Genomic DNA, 15,228 nt, shown 5'->3' with positions numbered 1-15,228 from the left:
ATTTAAGTTGAACTTATCCACAAGAGTGTAAACATATCTCTTATATTTAAGTAATAGATTTTTGAAGATGCTAGATGGTTAAGTAAGATATTTGAATAGTTAGGGAATATATATTCAAAAAAAGTAATAAGCTATTTTTTAGGAAGCAAATTCGACGGGATTTGGTGGGTCCAAGGCCAAGGAGCCATTCTTAAATATTTAGTTTGTAATTTTTGTAGATATATAATAAGCTTAAGGAAATTTGATCACTTTCCTTAAGCTTATATAGATTCATAATATAATTAAGACAATTTATAAGTTTCATTAATAAAAAAATTATGAGGTGAGTGGAATGAGAAAAGCAATTATCGCAGGAAACTGGAAAATGAATAAAACTATTGATGAAGCAGTTAAAATGGTAGAAGAATTAAAGCTATTAGTTAAAGATGCTACATGTGATGTAGTTGTATGTCCTACATTTGTATGTTTAGATGCTGTTAAAAAGGCTGTAGCTGGTTCAAATATAAAGGTTGCTGCACAAAACATGCATTTTGAAGAAAGTGGAGCTTTCACAGGAGAAGTTGCTCCAGGAATGCTTGAAGCTATGGGAATAGATTATGTTGTTTTAGGTCATAGTGAAAGAAGAGAATACTTCAATGAAACTGATGAAGCATTAAACAAAAAAGTTAAGAAAGCTTTCGAACATAATATTACTCCAATACTTTGTTGTGGAGAATCTTTAGAACAAAGAGAAAACGGAACTACTAATAAAGTTATTGAAGCTCAAATAAAAGCTGATATAGCTGGATTAACTAATGAACAAGTAGAAAAACTTGTTATTGCTTACGAACCAATCTGGGCAATTGGAACAGGAAAAACTGCTACTGATGAACAAGCAAATGAAACAATCAAGGCTATAAGAGCTATGGTTGCTGAAATGTATGGATCAGAATCGGCTGAAAAAACAAGAATTCAATACGGTGGATCAGTTAAACCAAATACAATAAAAGCACAAATGGAAATGTCTGATATAGACGGAGCATTAGTTGGTGGAGCTAGCTTAGTTCCAGCTGATTTCGCTGCAATAGTTAATTATTAGTATTAAATTTTTTAAGCTGTCTTAGAATGACGAAAATCGCACTAAGACAGCTTTTTTTAAGTAAATAATAATTTGATATTAAAGTAATTCATAAAACATTTATATTATAATAACATAAATTTACTTTAAATCTTTATAAAGTTGCATTAAGTGTAAAAAAATAATATAATTTAAGATATTAATAGTATGTAAAACATAATAAATGATAATATTTAATATTATATATTTCTAACAAATAAATTTATTTAGTTAACTTACAGATATTAATTTAATAAAGAAATCTAAGAATTTTATAGTATATTTTGTGAAAATATTTGGAGGGATAGGAAATGTCAAAAAAACCTGTTATGTTAATGATATTAGATGGTTTTGGGATTGCACCAAAATCAGAAGGAAATGCTGTAACTTTAGCGAAAAAGCCAAATTTAGATAAACTATTCGAAAAATACCCAACTTCACAATTACAAGCTAGTGGCTTAGCTGTTGGATTACCAGAAGGTCAAATGGGTAATTCAGAAGTTGGTCACTTAAATATCGGATCTGGTAGAATAGTATACCAAGAATTAACAAGAATTACAAAAGCAATAGCAGATGGAGATTTTTTTGAGAACGAATCATTAAAATTAGCTATGACTAATGCTAAAAAGACAGGATCGTCTTTACATTTAATGGGCTTATTATCAGATGGTGGAGTTCATTCACATATAGAACATTTAAGAGGTCTTTTAGAATTTGCTAAGAAAGAAGAAGTTCAAAATGTTTATGTTCATGCATTTATGGATGGAAGAGATGTGCCACCTTCATCAGGACAAGAATTCATTGAAAAAACTGAAAAGATGATGGCTGAAGTAGGGGTAGGTAAGATTGCAACTGTAAGTGGTAGATACTATGCAATGGATAGAGATAATAGATGGGAAAGAGTTGAACTTGCATATAATGCTTTAGTTTTAGGAAAAGGTGAAACTGCAAGTAGTGCAACTGAAGCTATAGAAAAATCATATCATGATAATAAAACTGATGAATTTGTATTACCAACAGTTGTAACTGAAAATGGTAATCCAACTGCAACTATTAAAAATGGAGATTCAGTTATATTCTTTAACTTTAGACCAGATAGAGCAAGAGAAATAACTAGAGCTATTAATGATAAAGAATTTGCAGGATTCAAGAGAGAAACTTTAGATCTTACTTTTGTAACAATGACTCAATATGATAAGACTCTAGAAAGAGTAAATGTTGCATATACTCCTCAAACTTTAAGTAATACTCTTGGAGAATATGTAAGTAATAAGGGCTTAAATCAATTAAGAATAGCAGAAACTGAGAAATATGCTCACGTTACTTTCTTCTTTAATGGTGGAGTAGAGAAAGAAAATCCAGGTGAAGACAGAAAAGTTATACCTTCACCAAAGGTTGCAACTTATGATTTGAAACCAGAAATGAGTGCATATGAAGTAACAGATGAATTACTAAATAGATTAGATAGTGATAAATACGACATGGTAATTCTAAACTTTGCTAATCCAGATATGGTAGGTCACACAGGAGTTGTTGAGGCTGCAGTTAAAGCAATCGAAACAGTTGATGAATGTGTAGGAAAGATTGCAAATAAAATTTTGGAAAAGAATGGATGCTTATTTATCACTGCGGATCATGGTAATGCTGAAACTATGATAGATTTTTCAACAGGAAACCCATATACAGCGCATACTACACATGAAGTACCATTTGTTTGGGTTGCAAATGATACTGAAGGTAATAAATTAAGCAACGGAAAACTTGCTGATATTGCTCCAACAATGTTAGTTCAATTAGGACTTGAAGTTCCTACAGAAATGACTGGAGAAAATCTAATAGTAAATAAGTAATTTTAATTAATAAAAAAGCTGCTTGAAATAATTTTTAAATTGTTTCAGGCAGTTTTTTATTTTAGAAAAAATATAATTTTTTGAAATTTCTTTATTAAAATCTGAGTTATCATTAAAAAAAGCCAATGTTATATACACTAAATTATAAGCTTAATTAATTAAAACTTATTATATATATTGCAAAAATAATTCTTTATGATAATTTTGAAAATATTGCAAGAATTTTATCAGTAATTGTGGATTTAAACATATATATGACTAAGTACAAATCTACTTAAATAAGGGAAGAAAAATAAGATTTTAAAGAAGGATTTACTCAGAATTGCATAAAATAAGCATAAAATTAATATATTAGTAAAAAAGATTTAGGATTGATAATATGAAAAAGAATTTTGCATATTCTGCTGATTTTGATGAGTATACAGAAAAATTATTTAGAGAGGCTAAGTATCTAGGTGAGGGAAACAATGGTGTGGTTTATGAGTTGCCAAATAAAAAAGCTATCAAAATATTTCTGAGGAAAAAGGTATGTAATGATGAGGGCAGTATTCTTGCTAAAACTAATGGGTCGAAATACTTTCCCTATATGTATAAGAGAGGAAAATTCTATGTGATAAGGGATCTTGTGGATGGAATAAGGCTTGATAAGCATATAAAGGAGAATGGGTTAAGTGAAAGATTAGTTAGAAACATATATGAATTATTATTAGAATTCAAGAGACTTAAATTTAAAAAATTAGATATCAGATGTAAAGATGTTTATGTCTCAGAGGATGAAAAACTTATGATAATAGATCCTAAAAAGGCGTACAGTAGAAAGGTTGATTATCCAAGACACTTAATGAAGGGATTATGCAAAGTTGGTGTATTGGATGAATTTTTTGAATGTATAAAGAAAATAGACGCAAAGAAAGCTGCATCATGGGAATTAAAATTTAGAAGATATTGTGGGGCAAAAAATTTATCGATATTAGATGATGATTAAATATATAAAGATATAGGAGAAGATAACTCAAAATGAATATTTAATGTAATGAGTTTTAAGTAAAACACTTATAAATTTTATGGCATTAGTATCATTTTGAGTAAATCTCTAATGGAATTTATATAAAAGATTATATGGGCTAATATGTTAAGAAGAATTGTATAAATTAAACAAATAAATTATGTTATGTAAGTTTGACTTTTGATCTAATTAAACCATATAAGTCAGTTTTATATTTACATAAAAAATAATATGAATATTCCTAAATTATTTTACCAATAATATTATGGTAAATGAAATAAAAAGCTTTTTATTTAGTAAATTATGTATTATAATTATATTGATAAGAATTCTCAATACAATTATAAAAATGAGGAGGTAATATTAAATGAAAGATTATTTAGAAATTGTAGATGTAGTTGCAAGACAAATTTTAGACTCAAGATGTTTCCCAACAGTAGAGGTAGAAATATATTTAGAAGATGGAACAATTGGAAGAGCAGCAGTTCCATCAGGAGCTTCAACAGGAATGTATGAGGCAGTAGAATTAAGAGATGGTGATAAAGATAAATTTTTAGGAAAAGGTGTTTTAAATGCAATTAGAAATGTAAATGAAATTATTGCAGAAGAATTAATTGGATGCAATGTGTTTGAACAAACTTACATTGATAAAATGCTAATTGAATTAGATGGAACAAACAATAAGAGTAAGCTTGGTGCTAATGCTATATTAGGAGTTTCATTAGCTGTTGCAAATGCAGCTGCAAATTCATTAGATATGCCTTTATATAGATATATCGGTGGAGTTAATTCAAAAGTATTGCCAGTCCCTATGATGAACATATTAAATGGTGGATCACATGCTGATAACTCTGTAGATTTACAAGAATTTATGATCATGCCAGCAGGATCACCTACATTTAGTGAAGCGTTAAGAATGTGTGCTGAAGTTTATCACACATTAAAGAAAATTTTAAATGATAAAGGTTATTCAACAGGTATTGGTGATGAAGGTGGATTTGCACCAAACTTAAAATCAAATCAAGAAGCTCTTGATGTAATAATTGAAGCAATAGGAAAAGCTGGATATAAGGCTGGAGAAGAAATCTTTATAGCAATTGATGCTGCTTCATCAGAATATTATAAAGATGGTAAATACGTATTAGAACATGAAGGAAGAACATTAACATCAGCAGAGATGGTTGATTTCTTTGAAGATTGGGTTAATAAATATCCAATTATCTCAATTGAAGATGGCATGGCAGAAGAAGATTGGGAAGGTTGGAAGCTTATAACTGAAAGATTAGGAAAGAAAGTTCAATTAGTTGGTGATGATTTATTTGTTACTAATACAGAAAGACTTGAAAAAGGTATTGATCTTGGTGTAGCTAATTCAATTCTTATTAAGCTAAATCAAATAGGTACATTAACAGAGACATTAAATGCTATAGAAATGGCAAATAGAGCTGGATATACAGCAGTTGTTTCTCATAGATCAGGAGAAACAGAAGATACAACTATAGCTGACTTAGTTGTAGCTGTAAATGCAGGTCAAATAAAGACTGGAGCACCAGCTAGATCAGAAAGAGTTGCTAAGTATAATCAATTGTTAAGAATTGAAGAAGAGTTAAATGATGTTGCTGAGTACAGAGGAAGAAAAGCTTTCTTTAATATAAAATAAATTATTATTAAAGATAATTTTTAAGTAAGAAGTAATGTTGCTTAAGGATAAATCATAATAAAGTTTATTAGGAAAAGTTATAGGAATATAGTTCTTATAACTTTTTTCTAAATTCTAAATAATTTGATCTTAATGTAATTTTTATTACATAAGTTGTAATAAGTAAATAAATGTGATATTATTAAACGTATGTTATTGATCATTATAGGAGGTGTTACCTATGCAAAATATATTATTAATTTTTGAAGGAATATTAGGCTTAGCTACTATTATAACTGTTTATATGCAACCTAGTAAAGCTGATGCGTTAAGTGGTTTAATACAAGGAGGCACAAAAGATACATTCTTTGCAAAAAATAAATCGAGAACTAAAGAAGTAATTCTTGTGAGATTAACAGTTATTTTTATGGCGTTGTTTGCAATTAATACAGTTTTATTAAATTTAATAAAATAATAACTATAAGCTACTTTACTTAGGTAGCTTTTTTTTATTTTTAAATTTTAGGATGTCCATATAATCATAGAAACTTATTATCATCATAAAATAATAAATTTAGTCAAATGGTTAATAAAGTGGTATATAAAACGTATTGACTAATTGCAACTATATGGAATATAATTAAATAAAAATAAATCGTAGTAATTTAATAGGAATAATATGAATAAATATTAATATAATTATAAAAGATTAATGCTATGAAGGGAACAAGTAAGTTAGTGGAAGTTTTTAGAGAGGAATTCTCAAAAGGCTGTGAGGAATTCTAAATTGAACCTAGTTGAATGCATCCTGGAGCACTAAGTTGAAGTTAAAAGTAGGCTTAGCAGGTGTGCCTGATATAGCACATAAAGATGTTGTTGAATAAAAATGCATTTAAGCATTAAGAATAACAATCAGAGTGGAACCGCGGAAATTTTCTGCCTCTGTTTTTTGCAGAGGTAGTTTATTTTTTTAGGAGAAATTTATATGCCAAATTTCTGGGGAAATATATGATTTGTAAATAATTATATATAGATAATTTGTATATATCAAATTGTGGAGGGGATTATATGGATATTAATAGTAAAGAAATTATGGAAAATAAAAAACTAGAGGAAATACTAAAGATGGTTGAAAAAATAAGATTTGGATCAATAACGTTAATAATACAGGATGGAGTAGTAATACAGGTGGACAAGAACGAAAAAATAAGAATGAGATAGTATTTTAGTTAGCATCTAGAGAAGTATGATTATATATTATGAGTATAAATATTAATGAGAGCTTTAAGCATAATAAACTCAAAAAAGAGATTGACAAATTTGAGTTTAGGGAATATATTATATAAAAACACAGCAATCTTATATGAATAAGAGGATATGGAAAAGAATAATATTTAAGTAAGTCTGACTGGAAAGCTAGAGGACATACTTCTAATTAATAGAAGTATGTCCTCTTTTCTTTTTTAAGAAAAATATTATTTTAAATAATTTAAGGAGGAAAGTCGTAATTATGGGAACAATTAATTTAAAAGAATGTTCAGTGACTATAAGGGAGACAAGGTTAGGTTCAATTACTGGCTTTAATGGATCAGCCAAGGAACTTGTCACATGTGCTCATGCGGGAAAATTGAAAGATAGTTCAAGAAAATTTTCTCAATGTATGGGATGTAACGCAGGTCATGCTTTTTGTCAATTATCTATGATAAGAGATGCAGTTGTTGTTAATCATGCACCTATAGGATGCGCAGGTGATTTCTTTGGATTTAATTTTACTTATAGAGTCGAACAGATGAAAAGAGAGCTTCCGGCTACAATAGGAAGATATTTTAGTACCTGCATTGAAGAAAAAGATACTGTTTTCGGTGCAGCTAAGAAATTAGAGGATACCGTAAGAGAAGCATATAAAAGAACCAAACCTAATGCAATCTTTGTTACAACTTCTTGTGCATCTGGGATCATAGGTGAGGATGTAGATGCGATAACTGAAAATTTGTCAAAAGAGCTAGGTATACCAGTTATATCATGTTCTTGTGAAGGGTTTAGATCTAAAATATGGACAACAGGCTTTGATGCTGCTTATCACTCAATTTTAAGAAAGTTAGTAAAGCCGCCTAGAAAGAAAACAAATAAAATCAATGTAGCTAATTTCTGGGGAAGTCATATTTTTGATGAATTTTTAAATAGATTGGGTTATGAAGCACAATATATTGTACCATTTTCAACGGTTGCAGAACTTGAGTATATTTCAGAGGCAGCAGCAACAATCCATATATGCCCATCCCTTAGCACTTATTTAGGGGCAGCTTTAGAACAAGAATATGGAGTCAAAGAAATAAAGTCTCCACCAGCCTATGGTATAGAAGGAACAGATATATGGATGAGAGAGATTGGTAGAGTATTAGGCAAAGAGGAAGAAATTGAAGAAATTATAAAAGAAGAGCATGAAAGGGTACTACCTAAACTTGAAGAATATAGATACAAACTAAAAGGGAAGACAGCATATGTAACAGCGGGAGCGGCTCATGGCCATGCAATAATAGCAATGCTTAGAGAGCTTGGGTTAAATGTTCAAGGGGCAGCAATATTTCATCATGATCCTCTATATGACAATAAAGATAAAACTTCGGATGCTTTAGCTCAAACAGTCAATATTTATGGTGATATCAAGCACTACAATGTTTGTAATAAACAAGCCTATGAATTGGTTAATATATTAAACAGAGTAAAACCAGATCTTATGATTGCAAGACATGGTGGAATGACTATGTGGGGGGCAAAGCTTGGAATACCAACTTTATTAATTGGGGATGAGCAATTTGGTTTTGGATATCAGGGAGTTTTAAATTATGCTTCAAGAATAGTTGAAACCCTTGATAATAGAGAATTTGTAAGTAATTTAGCCAAGCATAGTACTATGCCTTATACAAAATGGTGGCTAGATCAAGATCCATTTACTTTCTTAGGAGGTAATAGTAGTGTCGAAAATTATTGAACAACCTAGATTTTCCTGTGCTTTAGGAGCACAGCAAACAGTAATAGCCATAAAACGAGGAGTTCCTATACTACATTCTGGACCAGGATGCAGTAATAAAATTAGTTCTTTAATAGGACAAGGCGAAGGCTATGCTGGAGGAAATACAATTCCGTGTACTAATGCTACAGAAGCTGATGTAGTGTTTGGTGGGGAACGAAAACTTAAGAATGTTATTGATGGAGCTTTCCAAGTAATAGATGCTGATTTGTATGTGGTACTTACTGGATGCACATCAGATATTGTTGGAGATGATGTAGGAAGTGTTACGTCAAAATATCAAGAAGGAAACAAACCTATTGTATATGTAGAGACAGGTGGATTTAAAAGCAATAATTACGTAAGTCATAGTGAAGTTGTCAATGCAATAATAGATCAATATGTAGATAAATTCAAAAATAGCAATGGAGTAAAAAAGGGGCTCGTAAATGTATTTGTAACAGTACCTTATCAAGATCCATATTGGAGTGGAAATTTAGAAGAAATAAAAAGAGTTCTTGAAGGTATTGGTTTAGAAGTAAATATACTTTTTGGAAATGAATCTAATGGTATTGAAGAATGGAAGACAATACCTAATGCAGAGTTTAATATAGTTGCAAGTTCATGGGTAGGATTAAATATTGCAGAACATCTAAAAAATAAATATAAAACACCATACGTGCATTTTCCATACTTACCAATAGGAGCAATTGCTACATCGAAATTTTTAAGGCAAGTTGGTGAATTTGCAGATTTAGATAAGAATAAGGTTGAGAATTTTATAAAGAAAGAAGAAGAAAAATTTTATTTTCATATAGAAAAAACTGCGGACTTTATGCTTGAGTTTAGATATGGTTTGCCTAGAAAATTCTACAGCATTTTAGATGCATCGCATTCATTAGGATTTTCTAAATTCCTATTAAATGAACTTGGAATACTTCCAGGAAAGCAATTTATTATTGATGATACCCCAGAGCAATATAAAGAATCTATAATAAAAGAATTTGAAAGCATATCTGAATATAGATCAGCAGAAGTTGAATTTAATGTAGATGCTGGCGCAGTTCAATTGGAAATAGAAAAGGAAAAAGAAAAAGATTTTCAAGAAGGCAGGGCTTTAATACTTGGAAGCGGCTGGGATAGAGATTTAGCGGCAAAATTAAATGCAGATTTGCTTATCACTAGTGTGCCAGTAACATATAGACTTATATTAAATTGTGGTTACGCAGGATACAATGGGGGGCTTAGAGCAATTGAGGACATATATGATAGAGTGCTAAACACCTATAGATAAATATGAAAATATGTAAGAGTTTAAATATGTATATAGTTAAATAGAAAAAAATTTAACTATTTAAATATGTATCTAGATAAGAATTTAAATATAAAAATATATAAATATTTATAGATAAATAGCAGGTTTGAGATGGATTTAAGCCAACTAAATATAAAAAAAAGGGATTATATGGATTTATAGAGATTTTAAATATGAGCGTTTTTATAAAAATTATTAATGCAGATCAACATCAATAATTGATAAATTTGGAGGGAGAAAGATGAGTAATTACAAGTTCGATACTATTAAAGTTAGAGGAGGATACAATCCAAAGGAACATAATGATGCTGCATCAGTACCGATATATGCAACACCATATCTATTTAATCCTATTAAATATGGAGCAGATATAGTAATATACTCAGCAACAAAAGTCCTAAGTGGCCATGGAAACGTGATTGCAGGAGTAATAGTTGATAGTGGTAAATTCAATTGGCCTTGAGGATTCTGAAGATTTAATTAATGATTTAAGACAAGCTTTTAAGGAAGCTTTAAGCTAAGTATAGGGAAAGTTTAAAAATACTTTAGGTATATTAAAATAGAGAAATGACCAATTAAAAGAATTCATATTTTTATATGCCGATAAGTTTTAATAATTTATAAAAAAGGAGAATATAGCAATGGCAGAAAAAACTTTAAGACAAGTGGCAATTTACGGTAAGGGGGGAATAGGAAAATCAACAACAACTCAAAATTTAACAGCAGGGCTTGCAGAGCTTGGAAAAAATGTAATGGTAGTTGGTTGCGATCCTAAAGCAGATTCAACAAGATTATTATTGGGGGGACTAGCTCAAAGAACTGTTTTAGATACTTTGAGAGAAGAAGGAGAAGATATAGAGCTTGAAGCCATTATGAAGACAGGTTTTAAAGGTATAAAATGCGTTGAATCTGGAGGCCCAGAGCCTGGAGTTGGATGCGCAGGAAGAGGAATTATAACCTCTATTGGAATGCTTGAAAGGTTAGGAGCCTACACTGAAGATTTAGATTATGTATTTTACGACGTTCTTGGGGATGTTGTATGTGGAGGTTTTGCAATGCCTATAAGAGAAGGTAAAGCAAAAGAGATATATATAGTTGCAAGCGGTGAAATGATGGCATTATATGCTGCAAATAACATCTCCAAAGGAATTCAAAAGTATGCGCTAAAAGGTGGAGTTAGACTTGGAGGAATAATATGTAATAGCAGAAATGTTGATAGAGAGCTTGACCTGTTAAAAGCTTTTGCAAAGGAACTTGGAACACAATTAATTCATTTTGTACCAAGAAATAATGTTGTTCAGAGAGCTGAAATAAGAAAAAAGACTGTCATAGAGTTTAACCCAGAAGATAAACAGGCTGATGAGTACAGAGAATTAGCTAGAAAGATAGAAGAAAATGATTTATTTGTAATTCCAAAACCAATGACTCAAGACAGACTCGAAGAAATTTTAATAGAATATGGATTAATGGATTTAGATGAGGATTATATAATTTAGTTTAAAATCTTTTAGACATATTATAAGGAATAGGAAGACTTAAAACATCATTATTCGAGGTAATGGGAGGCAATTTTATGATAACTGTTAAGAATATAAGTAAAACATTTAATACTCCAACAGGAAAAGTTGAGGTATTGAGAGATATAAGCCTAGAAATAGCGCGAGGGGATATATTTGGAGTAATTGGTTTTAGCGGCGCAGGTAAATCGACATTAATACGTTGTTTAAATGGTCTTGAAAAACCCGATTCTGGTAATATAATCATTGGAGAAAATGAGATAACTAAGTTAAATGGAAAAGAATTAAGAAGTGCTAGAAAAAAAATAGGTATGATATTTCAACAATTTAATTTATTTGATTCAAAAACTGTTTATGAAAATATTGCTTTTCCATTAGAAATTTCAGGATATAAGAAAGAGGCAATAAAGAGAAGAGTTGAAGAGATATTGGAATTAGTTGAATTGTCAGAAAAAAGGGATTCATATCCACTTCAACTAAGTGGAGGGCAAAAACAAAGGGTTGGTATTGCAAGAGCTTTGGCTAATGATCCGGATGTACTTTTAAGTGATGAAGCAACTTCTGCTTTAGATCCACAAACCACCTTTTCAATTTTAGAACTTTTGAAAAATATAAACCAAAGGTTAAGCTTAACAATAGTGATAATAACACACGAACTAGATGTGTTAAGGTATTGCACTAATAATATGGTAGTTTTAGAAGATGGTCATATAGTAGAAGAGGGAAATACAGAAAACTTATTTTTAAATCCTAAAAGTGATACTTTAAAGAAATTTATAACAATAACAGAAGGATTTCAAAATAATAGGAAATTTTCAGGGGGTGAAGGAATATGAGCAATGATTTAGTTAAATTGCTTTTAGTTGGAACAGAGGAAACTTTATATATGGTATTGCTTTCATCCATAGTAGCCTTTTTGATAGGTGTGCCAATTGGAGTATTATTGGTTGTTACGGATAAAGGCGGAATTTTTCCTTTATATAAAGTTAACAAAATCGCTGGTTTCTTAATTAATGTAATAAGATCCACGCCTGAAATAATATTAATAATTATATTATTGCCATTATCAAAATTTATTGTTGGGACCACATTAGGTGCAAATGCAGCAATAGTATCTATTTCAATAGGTTCAGCTCCATTTATTGCGAGAATAATTGAAAACAGCTTAAAGGAAGTTGAATTTGGAAAAATAGAAGCTGCAGAATCAATGGGTGCAACTCCTATTGATATAATAAAAAAAGTTCTGCTTCCAGAAGCTCTTCCTTCAATTGTAAGAGGAATAACTATAGCAATTATAGGAATAATAGGCTTTACAGCTATAGCAGGTGCAATTGGTGCTGGTGGACTTGGAAGTTTAGCTATAAGATTTGGCTACCAAAGATTTCGTACAGATGTACTTATAGGGACTGTGGTTATTCTAGTTATTATAGTACAAGCTATACAGCTTATTGGAGATCTCATCGCAAAGTCAATTAATAAGAAGAGATTTAAGTTTGAATAAATATGGAGGGATTAAATTGAAGAAAAAATTATTATCAATAATTACAAGTGGATTACTTTTAGTAGGAGTATTTGCTGGATGCTCAGCTAACAAAGAAGATACAAGCAAAGCTACAAGTGCATCAACAACAACTGAAAAGAGCGAAGTGACTTTAAAAGTAGGTGCAGCATTAACACCGCATGCTGAGATATTAGAGCATATTAAGCCAAAACTAAAGGAACAAGGTATTAACTTAGAAATAGTGACCCTTGATGATGAAGGCCAGCTAAATCCGGCATTGGATGAAAAGCAAATTGATGCAAATTATTTTCAACATGTTCCTTACTTAGAGTCTGTATCAAAAGAAAAAGGATACGACTTTGAAGTGGCAGGAAAAATACACGTTGAGCCCATAGGATTATATTCTAATAAACTTAAATCAATAAATGATTTACAAGATGGGGATAAGATAGGTATACCTAACAACCCTTCCAATGAATATAGAGCTTTAGTTCTTCTTGAAAAAAATGGACTAATTAAACTAAAAAGTGGATTAGAAAATTATTCTGCGACACCAAATGATATAGCTGAAAATCCTAAACATCTTCAATTTGTAGAGGCAGATGTAGCACAATTACCTAGGTCTCTTGGAGATTTAGCGGGAGCAGTAATAAATACTAATATAATTTTAGATGCTAAAATTGATCCAAATACAGCAATTCTTAGGGAAGATGGAGATTCTCCTTACGCAAATGTAATTACGGTTAGAAAAGGAGATAAAGATAGAAAAGAAATCAAGGCACTTATTTCAGTCCTAACTACAGATGATGTTAAAAACTTTATTAAAGAAAAATATGGTTCTGCAGTAGTTCCAGCATTTTAAAGAGGAGGAAGATATGTCATACAAAATAGCATTTGCAAGCAGTGATGGAAAAGTTGTAAATCAACATTTTGGAAGAACAAAGCAATTCTTAATTGTTGAAGTGGATGATAAAGAATATAAGTATGTAGAGACAAGATTTAATGAGCCATCGTGCCAAGAATTTCAGCACACTGAGGATGCTTTAAGTAAATCTATTGAATTAATATCTGATTGTAAAGCAGTCTTTGTAGCGAGAATTGGACAAGGAGCCTTAGCTGAGGTTGAGGCGAAAGGAATAAAAGGAATTGAGGCACCTTATTTTATAGAAGATATACTAAAAAAAGTGCTAAATTCAAAAGTAAATATTTTAGATTTATATTAATAATCTAAGTTATAAGTATGATTCAAGTAACTAAATAGTATTTAAAGAATTCAATTAAATTAGGACTTAGATTATAAAAATAAACTTTGGATAGTGAATAAATTTTGATCAAAGTTAGAATAAAGGAAGTGAACTATATGGGGAATTTTGACCACCTTGTAAAAACTCATCCGTGCCTAGGTGGGGAGGCGCATTTTAAATATGGGAGGATACACTTACCAGTGAGTCCCTCATGTAACATACAATGTAAGTTTTGCAGAAGGGGATTTAATAAATCAGAAGTGCGTCCAGGTGTAAGTTCATTACTACTTACTCCAGAAGAGGCTGTAAAAACTGTTAGGAAAGCATTAATGTTATGTCCAGAAATTAGTGTTGTAGGGATTGCAGGTCCAGGAGATACGCTTGCAACTGATCATGCTCTTGAGACTTTTAAATTAGTAAAAAAAGAATTTCCTCATCTTATTAACTGCTTAAGTACCAATGGATTAAGATTGGAAGAAAAGGCTGAAAAGATTGTTGAAGCTGGGGTTGAGACAATAACTGTTACTGTTAATGCCATTGATCCAAAGATTCAAAAAGATATATGTTCTTTTGTAATTGATGAAGATGGTAAAAGACTAGAAGGGGAAGAAGGTGCAAAGAAGTTAATAAATGCACAACTTAGAGGTATTAAAAAGATTAGCGAATTAGGAGTTATAGTAAAAATAAATAGTGTCTTAATACCAGGAATTAATGATAGACATATCAAGGAGATAGCTAAAGTAACTAAGGGGTTAGGAGCATCAATATTAAATATAATTCCACTAATACCACAAAACGAACTTTCTCATCTTGAAGCGCCATCATGCCTAATGCTTGATAAATGTAGAGGAGAAGCAGGTGAGTATCTTGATGTATTTAGGCACTGCAAACATTGCAGAGCTGATGCCTGTGGAGTTCCAGGTAAAAATCAAGATATACATGGTCAATTATATGATAAAGAAGTTGTTGAAACTTTCTCTCATGGATAGGAAATTAGTTGATTAATATGAATAGAAACAAGTATTAAAAAATTATTAAGTATTCATAATG

14 protein-coding genes, 1 pseudogene and 1 other annotated feature are annotated in these 15,228 nt (G+C 30.6%); all 15 genes and pseudogenes read left to right on the top strand.

Annotation, left to right across the window (positions count from 1 at the left end):
* The first annotated feature begins 331 nt into the window (after positions 1 to 331).
* The 15 genes and pseudogenes from tpiA to L3B96_RS18265 all read left to right on the top strand — a co-directional run bounded on the left by tpiA (position 332) and on the right by L3B96_RS18265 (position 15,167).
* Positions 332 to 1,078, top strand: coding sequence for a triose-phosphate isomerase (gene tpiA / locus L3B96_RS18335; protein ID WP_238899292.1), 747 nt, complete (start codon positions 332 to 334; stop codon positions 1,076 to 1,078).
* A 329-nt stretch (positions 1,079 to 1,407) separates the two neighbouring features.
* Positions 1,408 to 2,946, top strand: coding sequence for a 2,3-bisphosphoglycerate-independent phosphoglycerate mutase (gpmI, locus tag L3B96_RS18330; RefSeq protein WP_238948264.1), 1,539 nt, complete (start codon positions 1,408 to 1,410; stop codon positions 2,944 to 2,946).
* 379 nt (positions 2,947 to 3,325) lie between these two features.
* Entirely contained in the window at positions 3,326 to 3,931 is a 606-nt protein-coding gene (locus tag L3B96_RS18325) for a hypothetical protein (protein ID WP_011967949.1), read from the top strand.
* A gap of 388 nt (positions 3,932 to 4,319) precedes the next feature.
* Positions 4,320 to 5,612 carry a phosphopyruvate hydratase gene (gene eno, locus L3B96_RS18320; protein WP_238948263.1) on the top strand — a complete coding sequence of 431 codons (1,293 nt, stop codon included), beginning with the start codon at positions 4,320 to 4,322 and terminating at the stop codon, positions 5,610 to 5,612.
* A gap of 220 nt (positions 5,613 to 5,832) precedes the next feature.
* The gene (gene secG / locus L3B96_RS18315; RefSeq protein WP_238948262.1) at positions 5,833 to 6,066 is read left to right on the top strand and encodes a preprotein translocase subunit SecG; all 234 of its coding nucleotides are present in this window, start codon (positions 5,833 to 5,835) and stop codon (positions 6,064 to 6,066) included.
* Positions 6,067 to 6,299: 233 nt separating this feature from the next.
* Positions 6,300 to 6,538: a binding site (T-box leader), on the top strand.
* A 121-nt stretch (positions 6,539 to 6,659) separates the two neighbouring features.
* On the top strand, positions 6,660 to 6,812 hold the full coding sequence (locus L3B96_RS18310) for a YezD family protein (protein ID WP_023973655.1): 153 nt from the start codon (positions 6,660 to 6,662) through the stop codon (positions 6,810 to 6,812).
* 289 nt (positions 6,813 to 7,101) lie between these two features.
* The gene (locus tag L3B96_RS18305) at positions 7,102 to 8,583 is read left to right on the top strand and encodes a nitrogenase component 1 (RefSeq protein WP_238899294.1); all 1,482 of its coding nucleotides are present in this window, start codon (positions 7,102 to 7,104) and stop codon (positions 8,581 to 8,583) included.
* Positions 8,567 to 9,895, top strand: coding sequence for a nitrogenase component 1 (locus L3B96_RS18300; protein WP_238948261.1), 1,329 nt, complete (start codon positions 8,567 to 8,569; stop codon positions 9,893 to 9,895). The genes L3B96_RS18305 and L3B96_RS18300 overlap by 17 nt, the downstream gene beginning before the upstream one ends.
* 349 nt (positions 9,896 to 10,244) lie before the next feature.
* Positions 10,245 to 10,373, top strand: a pseudogene (locus L3B96_RS18295) (PLP-dependent transferase); the annotation flags it as partial.
* Between the two features lie 184 nt (positions 10,374 to 10,557).
* Positions 10,558 to 11,412, top strand: coding sequence for a nitrogenase iron protein (nifH, locus tag L3B96_RS18290; RefSeq protein ID WP_011967971.1), 855 nt, complete (start codon positions 10,558 to 10,560; stop codon positions 11,410 to 11,412).
* Positions 11,413 to 11,489: 77 nt separating this feature from the next.
* Positions 11,490 to 12,269 carry an ATP-binding cassette domain-containing protein gene (locus L3B96_RS18285; protein WP_039773286.1) on the top strand — a complete coding sequence of 260 codons (780 nt, stop codon included), beginning with the start codon at positions 11,490 to 11,492 and terminating at the stop codon, positions 12,267 to 12,269.
* Complete coding sequence (locus L3B96_RS18280; protein WP_011967973.1) at positions 12,266 to 12,934, top strand: methionine ABC transporter permease; 669 nt, start codon at positions 12,266 to 12,268, stop codon at positions 12,932 to 12,934. The genes L3B96_RS18285 and L3B96_RS18280 overlap by 4 nt, the downstream gene beginning before the upstream one ends.
* Positions 12,935 to 12,950: 16 nt before the next feature.
* Complete coding sequence (locus L3B96_RS18275; protein ID WP_238948260.1) at positions 12,951 to 13,796, top strand: MetQ/NlpA family ABC transporter substrate-binding protein; 846 nt, start codon at positions 12,951 to 12,953, stop codon at positions 13,794 to 13,796.
* Between the two features lie 13 nt (positions 13,797 to 13,809).
* On the top strand, positions 13,810 to 14,157 hold the full coding sequence (locus tag L3B96_RS18270) for a NifB/NifX family molybdenum-iron cluster-binding protein (protein ID WP_011967975.1): 348 nt from the start codon (positions 13,810 to 13,812) through the stop codon (positions 14,155 to 14,157).
* A 137-nt stretch (positions 14,158 to 14,294) separates the two neighbouring features.
* Positions 14,295 to 15,167, top strand: a complete 873-nt coding sequence (locus L3B96_RS18265) for a radical SAM protein (protein WP_039773288.1) — start codon at positions 14,295 to 14,297, stop codon at positions 15,165 to 15,167.
* Positions 15,168 to 15,228 lie beyond the last annotated feature (61 nt).

The sequence above is a fragment of the Clostridium sp. YIM B02569 genome (genome assembly GCF_022320765.1).
Lineage (GTDB): Bacteria > Bacillota > Clostridia > Clostridiales > Clostridiaceae > Clostridium > Clostridium beijerinckii.
Note: the sequence above shows the minus strand (reverse complement) of the source record. Positions and strands in the feature narration are given on the sequence as shown.